We start from the raw sequence: 14,052 nt of genomic DNA, 5'->3' as shown, positions 1-14,052 counted from the left end.
GAACTCAGCCCTCCGGATGCGGCATTCGGTACACAGACCGCACCCAGCCGGTGTGTCGGGTGCACACCGACCGCGAAACGGCCACGAACCGGGAACCGATCCACTACGAATAGTCGTAGCCGGGAACACATCGTCGGGAGGAGGTGTCATGTCTGACAAGTCGGCGATCGAGTGGACCGAGGCGACATGGAATCCGGTCACCGGCTGCGATCGGGTGTCGGCGGGCTGTGATCACTGCTATGCGATGGCGTTGGCGCGGCGGCTCAAGGCCATGGGCGTGGTGAAGTATCAGAACGACGGTGACCCACGGACCTCGGGACCGGGGTTCGGGGTGACGGTGCATCCGAATTCGCTTGCGGTCCCGGGCCGTTGGCGTGCGCCGCGGATCGTGTTCGTCAATTCCATGTCCGACCTGTTTCACGCCAAGGTGCCGCTCGGGTTCATCCGGGACGTGTTCGAGGTGATGCGTGCGACGCCGCAGCACACCTACCAGGTGCTCACGAAGCGGTCGCTGAGGTTGCAGCGGCTGGCCGACCGGCTGGACTGGCCGGCCAACGTCTGGATGGGTGTCTCGGTCGAAACCGCCGACCAGCTGGTGCGTGTCGATCATCTGCGGCAAGTGCCCGCGGCGGTTAGGTTCCTGTCGTGTGAACCGCTACTCGGGCCGCTCGACGAACTGCGGCTCGATTCGATCGGCTGGGTCATCGTCGGTGGGGAATCCGGCATCGGGTACCGGCCAGTCGAGCCCGGCTGGGTTCGCGGTATCCGGAATACGTGTTTAGCCGCGGACGTGCCGTTCTTTTTCAAGCAATGGGGCGGCCGAACCCCTAAAGCCCTCGGACGAACGTTGGACGGGAAACTGTGGGACGAGATGCCCGCTGTCGCTCCCGTTGTGATCTAAGAAGGTTGGCGAATCCGCACGGCACTGATTGTCTTTCGCCGTGCGGGTTCGCTTGTTTCGACCAGGCGTTTATCGATCAACGAGTCCAGAGCCGGAATGACCTGGCTCTCCTTGAACACGGTCCGATAGAGCGCGAACCTGCGCAGATCGAGTACCGAAACATAGTCGGGCTCCTGCTTTCGTAGCTCTAGCAGCAGTAGCCGCTTGAGCGGTTCTATATTCGGTTCGAGAACGATCGCCAGCGTCTGCTGGCCCGGGTCACGCGGATCCCGATACCCGATCCCCGATACGTCGTCGACCTCCCACATGGCTTCCTTCATCTTCTTCAAGCCTTTCGGGTGATCGGTACCGAAAACCAGGAACAACGACTGGCCACGTCTGTCGACCAGCTCGAAATCCAGCACGTAGCCGAAACCAGCTTTCCTGATCGTGTCGCGGTAGCGTCGTAACAACCAGCCCGCCTTCTGACCTGAGGGCTGCTGGTGCACTGCCCGCCAACCGGTGTCACCGAATACCGCATCACCGTGCGGGTTTTCCTCATTCTCAGCGAATCGTGAAAAGAACTGCGGCTGCATCGTGATCAGCACCTCGCCGCCGCGGTTGCCCGCGATACGGTGAACCAGGTCGAACGGCACCGCGCCGCCCCAGGTATCCAGGACAACCAGCATCGGCCGGCCCCACGCATGGTGCTCGTCGAGCAGCTGCTCGAGAACCGGAACACACGAGCCCTCACGGATCTCCAAATCGATACCGTACGTGCCGATTTCGCCCAATCGCATCCCTGCGGCGTTCTCGAGCTGCTTGGGTAGCAGGTCTGTGCAACGTTTGTCGTGGTCGACGAACAGCAGCCGCATGTTCTTGTTCCAGGTCTCCGGGTTGTCGAAGATCGTCCGCAGCGCGATGACCGGCGAGCCCGGCTCGCCGCCGGTGTAAATGCCGGGACCGGCGAATCCCTCGGCGTAGGTGACGTTCCCATTCCAGCCGTTAGCCATGATCGGAAACCACTTACTGAAGTACTGCCGGTACAAGGCATGTTTGGCGACGGTATGCGGTTCGATCGGCCACGGAACCGGATTCTTGGCACTCATCCGAGCCTCCCCACCGCCACCGGCACCGAGTGCTCCCGGGGCTTGGTCTCGACAACCCTGCCCTTCAAATCGTATCGGCGAGAACACAATTCCCGCCTCGGATCGGCACAACAAACGTCGCGGTACGAAGCCGGGCGACGCCGTCCTGCCGGGACTGTGCCGGGACAATGACGGGACTTTGCCGGGACAATGACGGGATCTCCAAGTCCCGGCACAGTCCCGGCAGGTCCCAGCTCAGACTGCGTCTGAGCTGGGTGTTTGGCGCCGTCTCTTGTCCCGCCCCGGCCGACACTCTCTCTGGCTTCGCTGATCAGAGAGAGTGTCGGCCGGGGCGGGACAAGAGCCAACACCAAACACAAAGAACGAAAGATCAAGCAGGAGAGGGGAAGAGAACCAAAAGAAAGAGAGACCACAACAGAGGACCACAAAAGAGGACCACAAAAGGAGGGGTGCGTGGTTGCGTCGGGTGGGTACGTTACGTCTACTGAAGTGCGAGGGTTGCGTTTCGAGGGGGATGTCGTCGGGGTGCAGCGCAGGGGGATGACCACAACGAAGCGAGGGTCGGGCAGTAGTTCGATGCGTAAGCGTCAACGCGGTTGGTGCGTAGGGATCAGTCGATTCGTATGCATCAAGATTTCTAGCCCTGTCGCGCGGAATCGTTGAGTGGCAGCGTGTTTCGCGGGGTATGATTGGCGCATAGGCGTCAATTCCGTGCTCGGGGTTGAGTGAGTCCTATTCATCAATTTCTTGATTCGTGAGCATCAATTCCTGTGCGTGGCATTCAAGTACGGGCGGAGTTGAGGAGTTGATGCGTAGCCATCAATGATGGGAGACCCCTTTATGAGCACGGTTGCGAGGTCGTTGGTGTCGGCGATCGAGTCGGTATGGACACGGCTGCGCGAACGTCACCCCGATGTTCCGGACATGGTCGTCGCGATGGCGTCCGGACACCTCGGGCGTGGTATCCGGCTCGGGCATTTCGACCCGGACCGATGGGTACAGGGCTCGGAGCCGATGTCGGAGTTGTTCATCGGATTCGAGGGATTCGCTGGCGGTGCCCGCGACGTGCTGGGCATCCTGCTCCACCAAGCCGCCCACGGCGCGGCCCGCACCCGCGGCGTCGCCGACACCAGCCGCGCCGGCGCCTACCACAACGGGAAATTCCGTAACATCGCCCGCGAATTCGGGTTGACCGTCGACCGCAGCGCCAACTGCGGCTGGTCGGAAACCCATGTGCCTGACACCACCGCGATCCAGTACGAGCGGGAGATCACCACCCTCGCCGCGGCGATCGTCGCGCAGCGCCGCGGCGATCACGACCCACTCGACGATGCAGACGACGAGGACGATGGGGGCGACGCCCGCGAGAAGGCACCACGCAACGGCCGGGCACTGGTGTGCACCTGCTCGCCGGCGCGGCGAGTACGTGCCCACAAGAAAACCATCGACGCCGGACCTATCCTGTGCGGGGTCTGCCACCAGCCCTTTGCTCCCCAAACGGATCGAAATTCGTTGACGCATAAGCGACTACCACGCTCCGGGCAGCCCGGCCAACCAGAGCAAGAGGAACACGCCTCATGAAACCGCCGATGGTGTACTACGGGGGAAGACGACGCTCGCGACCCGAATCGCGGACATGCCCCCACCCACGGGCACTACGTGGAACCATTCGCCGGATCGCTGACGGTAGTTGTCGTCGGCCTGGCTCGCTACTCTCCCGATATGAGCCTGACTCAGCCTTGGGCAACTGTGATCGCTGGACTTTTAGCTGTTGCCGCAGCAACCATCGCCTACTGCGGTCTGCTAAAAAACATTGGGGCGCAACGCAAGGCCGAACAACGAGCTCGTTCGATAGAGCAGCTCAATGAGACTGTGGCCGCGATCGAGACCTTGTCCGCCGCCATCACGGTGCTACGGGCGGCAGAGTCGGACAGAGTCAAGGAACGGGCCAACGACAAGGTGTTAGATGCAGTGGAGCGCGTTCACATCGTCACGGCCAAACTTCACCTTCTCGACCTGACGGACGCCGCAGAGGCAACGGGCCAATACGTAACGGCAATTACGGATCAGGTGCTGAAGCACGGTAGCGGATCTGAAGTCACACCGGAGACTGTCAATGAGTCCCGCATCAATGCCCTTACAAGGCTAGCGAGCACACGCCGAAGTATCGAGGACCGTTAGCCGCACTTTAGGGCATTGTCCGGGAGCCAGAAGTCTGTACAGCCGTACCCGAAGCCCTGCGGCTGGCAGTCGTCTGGCTCTCCTGAACTCATTGACGCCTACGCCTCAATCTCATGACTCCGATGCCGACGCTGGCATTGACTCTCGGCCAACAACGATCAGCGAGCACTGCGCCCGGCGCGCGTGCCGACTCGGAGTGTTACGAAACCCGGTGTGCGGCATCAGGGTGCGTAAAGGTGCTCACTCAAGCCTCAACGGGGCGGCCCGGGCGGTACCGCTCGACGGCGTGCCGGATGAGGGCTTGCCAGGAACACGCAGCACCCGCCGCCGAACCCCAATACATGATCGAAATCCGTTGGTACATAAGCATCAACAACGATCCGGACCGCTATTTCTGTCGGAGCCCTGGCCTACCGTGGACGGTAATCGGTTCGGCGTGCAGGGGATAACAGGGGCAATTCATGGCCGGGGATTTCGGCGGCAGCATATGCGAGGCATCGGAAATGACGGCTGCGCTAGATCATTACGGCCGGTTCATCGACATACGGTGGCCGGGGGCGGCCGAGGTCTGGAAAGGGCGCAAAGGACTGCAATGCTTGGTCTGCCGCCGCGGGGTGGAAGCTTACCGATCCCGCCGCGGCAACTTGTTCGTCCGCCACGAGAAGACCGGCCACGACGGCGAATCCCACCCGACCGCAACAGGTTTGGAAACCTACCTGCACAAACGACTCAAATACTGGGTCCGTGACCAGCTCCGCGCCCGCGGAGTCCACGACGCTGAAGTCGAGCAGCACGTCGGCGACCAGATCCCCGACGTCTACGGCCACCGCGACGGCCGCGCCTTCGCCGTCGAGATCCAATACTCCGACCTGGACTATTCCACGGCCCGCGAACGTACCCAGGGCCTGCGCGCCGCCGGCTGCGAGGTGCTGTGGCTGACCCGCAACTGCGACTGGGTGGAGAAACTGCCCGCGCTCGGCGTCAAGCACTTCGATCCGCCCGACTCCGGCTATCGCGCGCACATCGGCTACCTCGCCATGAACGCCGGCAACCGGCTCCGCGTCCAAACCTATGACCTGGACAGGTTTTTCGCGCAATGGATCGACAACGCCGTCGCCTGGGCATACCGCGACCGCAACACCGGAGGATGGGCCACCGTGACCGACTGGGAACAACACACCAAACAACAAGCCGACACCATCGGAGAACAACGCCGCCAACTCGAAGCCGCCGCGGCCCGCGAGCAACAACACGATCAAGACCTCGAGAAAGCCGAAGCCGAGGCGGTGAAGCTGGAACTCGAATGCGAGCAGCACAAACAAGCACATCGAACCGCGCTCGTGGCCATCAAGAACCTCTAGGAGGATGCCGCGGGGCGGGCAGATATCGAGCTGTTCCTTGGCGGCGCCGTCGTTGTGCTGCTGCTCATCTGCATCGCGCTCGGCATGATCATCTGGCTGTCCTGAATTCGTTGACGTCTACGCCTCAATCTCCCGACTCCGATGCCGCCGCTGCCATCGTCTCGCGGCCCAACATGATCGGCGAGTACCGTGTGGCCGGCCAGCGCGCGCCGACTCCGGATGCTCGGCGCTGAAGCGGCACCTGTTATGGCATCACGGTCAATGCCTTGCCCGAACACCATTGCCGTGTTTCGATGCGTCCTCGCTTGTTTCGTGTCGAGACGCTGAACTGCACCAGCCCGAGCCAGGAACCATCGGTGCATCGAGCCCACGCGTACAGCAGACCGGGCACCGACCCGGCGAGGTGCAGGGCGTCGCTGCGTACACGCATGGACACCGCGTCGGCGCGGAACGCGCCGTGGGTCGGGATCGCGACCCCAAGGTTGACCCAGACCGGGCGCGGCGGGTCCACGACGCGGCGGAACGACGCCGACTCCGCCTCACACCAGTATTCGAACACGCTTTCGATCATCGCACGCGGTTTGCTGGCCGCCAACCAGGAGTTGCTGAAGACCGGACCCATCCCGCTGACGGACTCTCATGCCTGTGAGACACGTTGTCGGACATTACATCTCATCGGTGCGCAATAGGCCTCGTTTGATGGGTGCAGGACTGCAATCCGGCAGACTCGCCAACTTCCGTGTGCAGCATCGGCAGTGCCGAAAGTGATCAACTATTGGGCACGCGTTGGGCACAAACGAAATCAGGCCCGGTGAAAACCGGGCCTGACCTGCACCAAAGGTGGTGCGCGATACTGGGATTGAACCAGTGACCTCTTCCGTGTCAGGGAAGCGCTCTCCCGCTGAGCTAATCGCGCGAGGTGGAGACGGGAATCGAACCCGTGTGCACGGCTTTGCAGGCCGTTGCCTCACCACTCGGCCACTCCACCGCGCAAAGGGGGACGGCGTATTAGTGCCAAACCCTACCTCTCGAGCGGATGACGGGATTCGAACCCGCGACCCTCACCTTGGCAAGGTGATGCGCTACCAGCTGCGCTACATCCGCATTTCGCTCCCCGGGGGCTTGGCTGCCCTCCGTGGTGCGAGACAGAACATTAGCCGACGCCCGGTGAAAGGTACAAATCCGCTGGTAGAACGGGGGAAATCCGCAGGGTTGCGAAAGTGACGGCGGTGGCGGGTGTGGCTGCGGGTGTTTGTGGGCCATGCGGGGACGCAGCCGACCCCTGCGCTTCCTGCGCAACCGATGTGATCCAACTTCGACGACCACCGGATACATCCCTACCCGGGTGGCGATTTGGTGAACCGGGGGTAGCCCGTGCTAATGTTCCATCTCGTTCGAAGGGCCCCGCAGCCCAACGAATCGCCCGCTCAACCGGGCGAACTTCAGGTCTCATAGCTCAGCGGGAGAGCGTCCGCCTCACACGCGGAAGGTCGCTGGTTCGATCCCAGCTGGGACCACTCGATCGAAGGCGTGTCTGCTCGGCGGGCACGCCTTCGCCGTTTTTCGATCATCGTCGTGTTTTGTGGGGCCAAGCCCCCACGCCCCCGGCCGGGGGCGTGCCCCCGGACCCCCGACGCGGTGGTCATCTTGTGCGGTGACGTCACCTGTTGAGGGGTTCGGGTTGTGGGGCGTTGGGACCGCCTCTCTAGCGCTCATGTCCTGTGGCTCTGTCCGCGAAGTGTGGTGTCAATTGTTCGCGAATCCTGGTGGCGTGTTGCCGTCATGTTCTCGAATGCCGACGGTGGCTGCGGCCCAAAGGGTTTGGCCGAGTGGTCGATGTGCGAGTTGCTCAGCCCTGTCGAGTTGGTCGGATGGTTAGGTCGCCTATTTCGACGTCGTCGGGTTGGTCGATGGCGAAGGTGATTGCTCGGGCGACCGCGGTGGGGTCGATGCCGAGGTCGGTCATGTTCTGTCTGGCTTGTTCGCGTGCGGCTGGATCGTCGATCGCGTTGTCGATGAGTTCGGTTCGGACGTAGCCGGGGGAGATGGATGTGGTGCGCAGAACTCCGTCGGTGCTTTCTTGGCGCAAGCCCTCCAACAGGGTGCGGACCGCGTTCTTCGTGCCGGCGTAGACCGCTTGTGTGGGAACAATTTTCAGGCCGGAGGTGGAGATGACGGTGACGAGGTGGCCGCTGCCCTGATGGTGGAATACCGGTAGGGCCGCGGCGATTCCGTGCAGGACCCCTTTGAGGTTCACCTCGACCATCGCCGACCAGCCCGCGACGTCCAGATCCGCGACGGGGCCGATCTTGCTGATCCCGGCGTTGCTCACCAAGACGTCCAGTCGTCCGAAGCGTTCGACGGCGAGGGCGACCAGCGACTGGAGGTCGGCGGGATCGGTGACGTCCACCCGTAGGGCGACCGCCGCACCACCGGCGGTCTCGATGTCGGCCACCAGGCGGTCCAGCCGGTCGGTGCGGCGGGCGCCGAGAACGACGGCGGCGCCCAGTGATGCGAGATGACGAGCTGTCGCTTCACCGATTCCGCTGCTGGCGCCGGTGATGGCGACGACCTTGCCGTGGATGGCCATGAGGATCCTCCGTCTAAAGTGGACATATGTCCGATTACCTCGACGACACTAGCGGACACGTGTCCGCTTCTGTCAAGGGCGGCGGCACACGACGTGTGGACGCACAACGCAACCGCGAACGGATCCTGGAGGTAGCGCGCGAACTCGTGCGCGAGCCGGGAGAACTGAAGCTCAACGCCGTGGCGAAAGCCTGCGGTATCGGACAGGGCACGCTGTATCGGCACTTCCCGACCCGCGAGGACCTTCTCGCCGAGGTGTACCGCCGGGAAGTGGACGAGCTGGTCGCCGCGGCTCGGCACCTGTCGGCAACCCATCAGCCCGTGGATGCGTTGGCGGCGTGGTTCGATCGAGTGGCCGCCTACGCCCGGGTTAAACGCGACGTGTTCGCCGCCGTCGAGGCCGCGACATGGCATGACCTCGCCGCCCACAGCCTCGGTCCCATCGGTGCGGCCGTGGAATTGCTGCTGGCCGCAGGCCGTTCGGCAGGCGAAGTCCGCGCCGATGTCGAAGCCCGCGACGTCATCGTGCTCATCAGCTGGCTGTCGCGGCTGGATGACGGCGAAATCGACGCGCGCGGACCGCGATTGCTATCGATCCTCGTCGACGGTCTCCGCACACACCGCCCCTGAGGTCGACCGCCATGAGCGCGGCTATCGGATGACCTGACCGCGTGCGCCAGGGTCTGTGCGAGGCGATGCCGAGAACCACAAGTGCGGCAAGGACATACGTCGAGGGCACTCGTGTGCTTACCGGGTTCGGCGCGTTGTGTGCGGCGCCTCCGTATCCTGACGGCGCGACCTTCGCCATAAAAAGCCTTGTCGCGGCGGGTGTTTCGTCGAGTACCCTTATTGAAAATGTATACCAATAAGGAGTTCGGGTATGGCGATCGATGCCGCACGGCTGGGCGAGGTTCAGGAAACGTTGCTCATTCCGCTCTATGGCAGGGCTGTCGAGACCGGCAAGTCGCGTCCGATTCTGCGCGATCCCAAGGCCGTGGAGATGGTCCGGGCCATCGATTACGACTTCGGCCGATTCGACGGTGGGCGCAGTCTGTTCGGAACCGTGTTGCGCACCAGCATCATCGACGCGTGGGTGCTCGATTTCCTGGAGCGGCACCCCGATGGCACGGTTGTCGAGATCGGGGCCGGGCTGAACACACGGTTCGAGCGGGTCGACAACGGCCGCCTGCACTGGGTCGATCTCGACCTGCCCGATGCCATGGCGCTGCGCTCGGAGTTCTTCGCCGAATCCGATCGGCGGCGCATGCTCGCGGCGTCGGTCTTGGACGACAGCTGGATCGAACCGGTGAAAACCCTTCCGGGGCCGTACTTCTTCATCTCGGAGGGGGTGCTCGTCTATCTGGAGGAGGCTCAGGTCCGGCGCGCTCTCACGCTCATCGCGGAGAACTTCCGCGGCGCGGACCTCGCGATGGATACGACCGGCCGCTGGATGATCGATCATCAGGACAATCACGACGCCCTCGGAAAGGTGTCGGCTCGAATGCGTTGGGCCTGTGACGATCCTGCGGAGGTCGAAGGCTGGGCACCCGGCTGGCGACTGCTGGCATCGGGCGATCTGTCCCGGTTACCGGCCCGTATGCGCGACCGGATGCCATTGCCGCAGCGTATCGGCCTGCGGGCGGCCAGCCTGATATTCCGCCAGCGGTTCGGGCACTACCGGCTCAATCACTATCGGGCGTGAGGTCTTCGTCGACGCCGGTGTGGATTCTCGACTGGTATGCCAGCGGCCGGCCTGTTACCTTGATAGAAATGGTTTTCAGTTTCAAGATCCGATGAGGGTTGCAGGATGGCTGGTTCGGTTTTCGGTAAGCGCGTGATGGTGGCGGCGGTGTGCGCGTCGGCACTGGTAGCGGGGGTGACGGCGTGCAGCACGTCGTCCAACTCGCCGGAGTCCTCGGGCGGCAAGCTCGAGGTGGTGGCGACGATCAACGCCTGGGGCAGCATCGCGGCCCAGTTGGGCGGTGACAAGGTGCACGAGACCAGCATCATCGCCAATCCGGCGACCGATCCACACGATTACGAGCCGTCGCCGGCCGATGCGCGCACGGTGGCGGGTGCGAAGGTGTTCATCGGCAATGGAATCGGCTACGACGCGTGGGCGGACAAGTTGCTGGCGGCCAATCCGGGCAAGGATCGGCTCGAGCTCACCGTCGGCAAACAGCTCGGTGTGCCCGATGACGGGAATCCGCACCAGTGGTACTCGCCCGATGCGGTCGCCAAGATCGTCGACGCGATCACCGCCGACTACAAGAAGGCCGATCCGGCCGACGCCGCGTACTTCGACGATCAGCGCGGCAAATTCGTCGGCACCGCGCTCGCCAAGTACAAGGGTCTGATCTCCGATATCAAGACCAAGTACGCGGGCACCCCGGTCGGCGCGAGCGAGTCGATCTTCTCGCCGCTGTCGGATGCGTTGGGGCTCAACCTCATTACTCCCGCATCGTTCTTGAAGGCGATCAGTGAGGGCACGGATCCTTCGCCCGCCGACAAGGCGGCCATCGATCAGCAGATCGCGACCAAGGCGCTGAAGGTCTACGTCTACAACAGTCAGAACAGCACCCCGGACGTGCAAGCCCAGGTGGACGCGGCCAAGAAGCAGGGTATCGAGGTCTCCACGGTGACCGAGACCCTTGCCCCGGCCGACGCGACCTTCCAGGATTGGCAGTCCGGCCAGTTGCAGGCGTTGGCGGACGCGCTGCACAGGGCGACCGGCAAGTAGATGACCGACATGGAGACGAGGGTCGCGATGAACGAGATCGCGGCCCTCCCGCCCGCCCCGTCTCCCCCCTCCGTGGTCCGTATGCGGGGGGCCGCGGCGGTGGTCGGTGGCAAGCGAATCTGGTCCGAGGTGTCCCTGGAGGTGGAACCCGGGCAGTTCGTCGCCGTACTCGGTCCCAACGGCGCCGGGAAATCCACGCTGCTGAAGGCGATTCTCGGATTGACGCCCACGGTGGCGGGCACGGTCGAGGTGCTGGGCGGCAAGCCGGGCCGCCGCAACGCCGGTATCGGATATCTGCCGCAACGGCGGGCCTTCGACGCGAGCGTGCGCATCCGCGGCATCGACATCGTGCGGCTGGGTCTGGACGGGTCCCGCTGGGGCACGCCGATTCCTTGGCTATCGAAACTGCTTGCGCCGCAACGATTCAGGGCTCAGCAGCGCCGCCTGCGCGAGGTGATCGAAGTGGTCGGCGCGAGTGCGTACGCCCACCGGCCGATCGGTGCGTGCTCCGGCGGCGAGCAGCAGCGACTGCTGATCGCCCAGGCGCTGGTCCGCCACCCGCGCCTGCTGCTGCTCGACGAACCGCTGGACAGCCTCGACGTACCCAGCCAGGCCGGAATCAGCGCCCTGATTCGCGACATCTGCCGCAGCGAAGGGGTGACGGTGCTGATGGTCGCCCATGACGTGAACCCGATCCTGCCCTACCTCGACCGCCTCGTATATGTCGCGCGCGGAACGGTTTTGAGCGGTCCGCCCGAGGAAGTGATCAGCGGCGAGCGGCTCAGCGCGCTGTACGGCATCCCGATCGAGGTATTGCGCGACAGCACAGGCCGTCTGGTCGTGGTCGGTCAACCCGATGTCCCGGCAGGTCACGATCTGTCGAATCCCGTTGCGAGGCAGGAGCGATGAACCCGGTCGCCACCTGGAATGTGGCGCAGGACCTGCAGGGCATGCTGTCCTATCCGTTCATGGTGAACGCGGTGCGCGCGGGCAGTATCGTCGCGGTCGTGGCCGGAGCCGTCGGCTGGGTCATGGTGCTGCGCCGGGAAAGTTTCGCCGGCCACACCATGGCGGTGGTCGGGTTTCCGGGGGCCGCGGCGGCCACCTGGCTCGGATTATCCACCGGCGCGGGGTATTTCGCGGCGTGCGTCGGCGCGGCCCTCGTCATCGCGGCGCTGCCGGGCACGACCCGGTCCCGCGGCGGTGAGCGGTCGGCGGTCATCGGCGTCGTACAGGCCTTCGCGCTGGCGGCCGGGATGCTGTTCGTGAGTCTCTACAAGGGCTTCCTGTCGGGTCTGACGAATCTGCTGTTCGGAACCATCGCCGGTGTCACCGACGCGCAGGTCACCACGCTGCTCATCGCCGCCGTGCCATGCGTGCTGGTGCTCGTACTGCTGGGCAGGCCGCTGCTGTGGGCCTCGATCGATGCGGAAGCGGCTGCCGCGCAAGGGGTTCCGGTGCGGCTTGTCGGGACGGTATTCCTCTTGCTGCTCGGTGTCGCGGCGGCGGGCACCAGTCAGGTCACCGGCAGCCTGCTGGTCTTCGCACTGCTGGTGGCCCCGGCCGCCGCGGCGCACCAGCTCACCGGACATCCGGGCATCGGCATCGCGGCCGCGATCGGGATCGCGCTCGCCGTGACGTGGGCGGGTATGGCCTTCGCGTACTACTCCCCGTATCCGATCGGATTCTGGGTCAGCACTTTCGCTTTCGGCTGCTACCTGCTGTGCGCGGGTGCGCGGCGAATGCTCGATCGGTGGGCGGCGGCCCCATCCATCGGGCGGGGCGCGGAGGTGACGGCATGACCGCTGTCACCACCATGCTGGCGCACCCGTTCATCGATCATGCGCTGATCGCGGGCACCGCTGTAGCTATCCTGTGCGGGCTGGCGGGCTACTTCGTCGTGCAGCGCGGCGAGGTCTTCGCCGGAGACGCACTGGGCCATGTCGCCTACACCGGCGCGATGGTGGCGCTGGCGGCCGGAATCGATCCGCGTGCAGGGCTTTTCGCCGCGACGATGGTCGCGGGACTGATACTCGGGTTCGGTGGTGCGCGCGGCGGCGTCGACGATGTGGCGATCGGCTCGTTCTTCTCCTGGGCACTGGGTCTGGGTGTGCTGTTCCTGACCTACTACACCACCCACCGCAGCGGCGGCAACGGCAATGCGAACGCAAATGTGCTGTTCGGCAGCATCTTCGGGATCAGCGCCTCGACCGCGGTGTCGGCCGCGCTGATCGCGCTCGGGGCTGTCGCGGTGCTGCTGGGGATCGCGCGGCCGCTGCTGTTCGCCACCATCGATCCCGCGGTGGCCCGGGCGGCGGGTGTTCCGGTGCGGCTGCTGGGGGCGGTGTTTCTGGCCCTGGTCGGCGCGACCGTCGCCGAGGCGACCCAATTGGTCGGTGCGGTAGTGGTTCTCGGCCTGCTCGCCGCGCCACCGGCCGCCGCCGCTCGCCTGACCGATCGCCCATGGCCGGCATTCTGGCTATCCGCGCTGCTGGCCACCGCGGCCGTGTGGGCGGGCGTCACGCTCTCCTATGCGATTCCGGCGGCTCCGGCCGGTTTCACCATTACCGCCGTCGCCGCGTCCTGCTACCTCGCCGCACTCCTCTTCGACCGATTCCGACGATACCGAGTTGGAGCCCATGCCGTCCCAGGACACTCGATCCCCTGAACCCAGGCACCGGCGCTCGACGCCGCGGCAGCGCGCATTGCTGGATCTGTTGCGGCGCACCGATCGTTTCCGCAGTGCCCAGCAATTGCACGCCGAATTGCGTGCCACCGTGCGGGTCGGGCTGACCAGCGTCTACCGCATCCTGCATCAGTTCGCCGAGCAGCAGGTGGTCGAGACCCAGCGTGCCGAGGACGGCGAATTGCTCTACCGGCTGAACGACACCACCGGCCACCACCACAACCTACTGTGCCGAATCTGCGGTCGTGCAGAGCAATTCACCCTCGACGCGCTCGAGGACCACACCGAACACGTCGCGCACCGATACCGCTACACCGACCTGAGCCACCAGCTCGACCTCTACGGGACCTGTCCGGATTGTGCTGCGGTGCACCATGATTGATCGGATGCGCAAGGTCTGAACGGTGTGGCGCAACAGATTTCGCCTGGCTAGCAGTGCGCCGCTCCGGTATGCGGACGACCCTCAACGGGCACGTCGTCGGCATTAAGCTGTCGGCCGGTTCGGA

The 14,052-nt window shown here is 64.4% G+C and carries 14 protein-coding genes and 4 tRNA genes; 12 read left to right on the top strand and 6 right to left on the bottom strand.

Annotated features, from left to right (window positions below; translation table 11 throughout):
- The first annotated feature begins 148 nt into the window (after positions 1-148).
- Positions 149-901: a DUF5131 family protein gene (locus tag F5544_RS29190; RefSeq protein WP_167476149.1), complete on the top strand. Its 753-nt coding sequence runs from the start codon at positions 149-151 to the stop codon at positions 899-901.
- On the opposite strand, the gene F5544_RS29185 is transcribed toward F5544_RS29190, so the two are convergent.
- Entirely contained in the window at positions 898-1,989 is a 1,092-nt protein-coding gene (locus tag F5544_RS29185; RefSeq protein ID WP_167479552.1) for a three-Cys-motif partner protein TcmP, read from the bottom strand. The genes F5544_RS29190 and F5544_RS29185 overlap by 4 nt on opposite strands.
- Positions 1,990-2,829: 840 nt before the next feature.
- Here F5544_RS29185 and F5544_RS29180 point away from each other — a divergent pair.
- From F5544_RS29180 to F5544_RS29170, 3 genes are all read left to right on the top strand, one after another.
- The gene (locus F5544_RS29180) at positions 2,830-3,570 is read left to right on the top strand and encodes a hypothetical protein (RefSeq protein ID WP_174867432.1); all 741 of its coding nucleotides are present in this window, start codon (positions 2,830-2,832) and stop codon (positions 3,568-3,570) included.
- A gap of 141 nt (positions 3,571-3,711) precedes the next feature.
- A complete protein-coding gene (locus F5544_RS29175) occupies positions 3,712-4,170 on the top strand; it encodes a hypothetical protein (RefSeq protein WP_167476148.1) in 459 nt (152 codons plus the stop codon).
- Positions 4,171-4,631: 461 nt separating this feature from the next.
- Entirely contained in the window at positions 4,632-5,531 is a 900-nt protein-coding gene (locus tag F5544_RS29170; RefSeq protein ID WP_167476147.1) for a hypothetical protein, read from the top strand.
- Between the two features lie 244 nt (positions 5,532-5,775).
- Here F5544_RS29170 and F5544_RS29165 read toward each other — a convergent pair whose 3' ends face one another.
- From F5544_RS29165 to F5544_RS29150, 4 genes are all read right to left on the bottom strand, one after another.
- Positions 5,776-6,126, bottom strand: a complete 351-nt coding sequence (locus F5544_RS29165) for a hypothetical protein (RefSeq protein WP_167476146.1) — start codon at positions 6,124-6,126, stop codon at positions 5,776-5,778.
- A 246-nt stretch (positions 6,127-6,372) separates the two neighbouring features.
- Positions 6,373-6,447, bottom strand: a tRNA-Val gene (locus F5544_RS29160).
- A gap of 1 nt (position 6,448) precedes the next feature.
- Positions 6,449-6,519: transfer RNA gene (locus F5544_RS29155), tRNA-Cys, on the bottom strand.
- A 43-nt stretch (positions 6,520-6,562) separates the two neighbouring features.
- Positions 6,563-6,635, bottom strand: a tRNA-Gly gene (locus F5544_RS29150).
- A 341-nt stretch (positions 6,636-6,976) separates the two neighbouring features.
- Here F5544_RS29150 and F5544_RS29145 point away from each other — a divergent pair.
- A tRNA-Val gene (locus F5544_RS29145) sits at positions 6,977-7,048 on the top strand.
- Between the two features lie 332 nt (positions 7,049-7,380).
- On the opposite strand, the gene F5544_RS29140 is transcribed toward F5544_RS29145, so the two are convergent.
- Positions 7,381-8,121 (bottom strand): SDR family oxidoreductase, encoded by a 741-nt coding sequence (locus tag F5544_RS29140; RefSeq protein ID WP_167476145.1) that lies wholly within the window; start codon positions 8,119-8,121, stop codon positions 7,381-7,383.
- Between the two features lie 26 nt (positions 8,122-8,147).
- On the opposite strand from F5544_RS29140, the gene F5544_RS29135 reads away from it, so the two are divergent.
- The 7 genes from F5544_RS29135 (at position 8,148) to F5544_RS29105 (ending at position 13,928) form a co-directional block, all read left to right on the top strand.
- Positions 8,148-8,750, top strand: a complete 603-nt coding sequence (locus F5544_RS29135) for a TetR/AcrR family transcriptional regulator (protein ID WP_167476144.1) — start codon at positions 8,148-8,150, stop codon at positions 8,748-8,750.
- 250 nt (positions 8,751-9,000) lie between these two features.
- Positions 9,001-9,822 carry a class I SAM-dependent methyltransferase gene (locus tag F5544_RS29130; protein ID WP_167476143.1) on the top strand — a complete coding sequence of 274 codons (822 nt, stop codon included), beginning with the start codon at positions 9,001-9,003 and terminating at the stop codon, positions 9,820-9,822.
- A gap of 105 nt (positions 9,823-9,927) precedes the next feature.
- Positions 9,928-10,860: a metal ABC transporter solute-binding protein, Zn/Mn family gene (locus F5544_RS29125; protein WP_238846725.1), complete on the top strand. Its 933-nt coding sequence runs from the start codon at positions 9,928-9,930 to the stop codon at positions 10,858-10,860.
- A 9-nt stretch (positions 10,861-10,869) separates the two neighbouring features.
- Positions 10,870-11,769 carry a metal ABC transporter ATP-binding protein gene (locus tag F5544_RS29120; RefSeq protein ID WP_203217371.1) on the top strand — a complete coding sequence of 300 codons (900 nt, stop codon included), beginning with the start codon at positions 10,870-10,872 and terminating at the stop codon, positions 11,767-11,769.
- Positions 11,766-12,662 carry a metal ABC transporter permease gene (locus tag F5544_RS29115; RefSeq protein WP_167476142.1) on the top strand — a complete coding sequence of 299 codons (897 nt, stop codon included), beginning with the start codon at positions 11,766-11,768 and terminating at the stop codon, positions 12,660-12,662. Before F5544_RS29120 ends, F5544_RS29115 begins: the two co-directional genes overlap by 4 nt.
- Positions 12,659-13,528, top strand: coding sequence for a metal ABC transporter permease (locus tag F5544_RS29110; RefSeq protein ID WP_167476141.1), 870 nt, complete (start codon positions 12,659-12,661; stop codon positions 13,526-13,528). Before F5544_RS29115 ends, F5544_RS29110 begins: the two co-directional genes overlap by 4 nt.
- Entirely contained in the window at positions 13,500-13,928 is a 429-nt protein-coding gene (locus tag F5544_RS29105; protein ID WP_167476140.1) for a Fur family transcriptional regulator, read from the top strand. Before F5544_RS29110 ends, F5544_RS29105 begins: the two co-directional genes overlap by 29 nt.
- Positions 13,929-14,052: the final 124 nt, after the last annotated feature.

It is taken from the genome of Nocardia arthritidis (genome assembly GCF_011801145.1).
GTDB lineage: Bacteria > Actinomycetota > Actinomycetes > Mycobacteriales > Mycobacteriaceae > Nocardia > Nocardia arthritidis_A.
Note: the sequence above shows the minus strand (reverse complement) of the source record. Positions and strands in the feature narration are given on the sequence as shown.

What these genes read in the sequence shown, in the direction of transcription:
- F5544_RS29190 (WP_167476149.1), top strand. Translation starts at nt 149, where the DNA reads ATGTCTGACAAGTCGGCGATCGAGTGGACCGAGGCGACATGGAATCCG.
- F5544_RS29185 (WP_167479552.1), bottom strand. Translation starts at nt 1,989, where the DNA reads ATGAGTGCCAAGAATCCGGTTCCGTGGCCGATCGAACCGCATACCGTC.
- F5544_RS29180 (WP_174867432.1), top strand. Translation starts at nt 2,830, where the DNA reads ATGAGCACGGTTGCGAGGTCGTTGGTGTCGGCGATCGAGTCGGTATGG.
- F5544_RS29175 (WP_167476148.1), top strand. Translation starts at nt 3,712, where the DNA reads ATGAGCCTGACTCAGCCTTGGGCAACTGTGATCGCTGGACTTTTAGCT.
- F5544_RS29170 (WP_167476147.1), top strand. Translation starts at nt 4,632, where the DNA reads ATGGCCGGGGATTTCGGCGGCAGCATATGCGAGGCATCGGAAATGACG.
- F5544_RS29140 (WP_167476145.1), bottom strand. Translation starts at nt 8,121, where the DNA reads ATGGCCATCCACGGCAAGGTCGTCGCCATCACCGGCGCCAGCAGCGGA.
- F5544_RS29135 (WP_167476144.1), top strand. Translation starts at nt 8,148, where the DNA reads ATGTCCGATTACCTCGACGACACTAGCGGACACGTGTCCGCTTCTGTC.
- F5544_RS29130 (WP_167476143.1), top strand. Translation starts at nt 9,001, where the DNA reads ATGGCGATCGATGCCGCACGGCTGGGCGAGGTTCAGGAAACGTTGCTC.
- F5544_RS29125 (WP_238846725.1), top strand. Translation starts at nt 9,928, where the DNA reads ATGGCTGGTTCGGTTTTCGGTAAGCGCGTGATGGTGGCGGCGGTGTGC.
- F5544_RS29120 (WP_203217371.1), top strand. Translation starts at nt 10,870, where the DNA reads ATGGAGACGAGGGTCGCGATGAACGAGATCGCGGCCCTCCCGCCCGCC.
- F5544_RS29115 (WP_167476142.1), top strand. Translation starts at nt 11,766, where the DNA reads ATGAACCCGGTCGCCACCTGGAATGTGGCGCAGGACCTGCAGGGCATG.
- F5544_RS29110 (WP_167476141.1), top strand. Translation starts at nt 12,659, where the DNA reads ATGACCGCTGTCACCACCATGCTGGCGCACCCGTTCATCGATCATGCG.
- F5544_RS29105 (WP_167476140.1), top strand. Translation starts at nt 13,500, where the DNA reads ATGCCGTCCCAGGACACTCGATCCCCTGAACCCAGGCACCGGCGCTCG.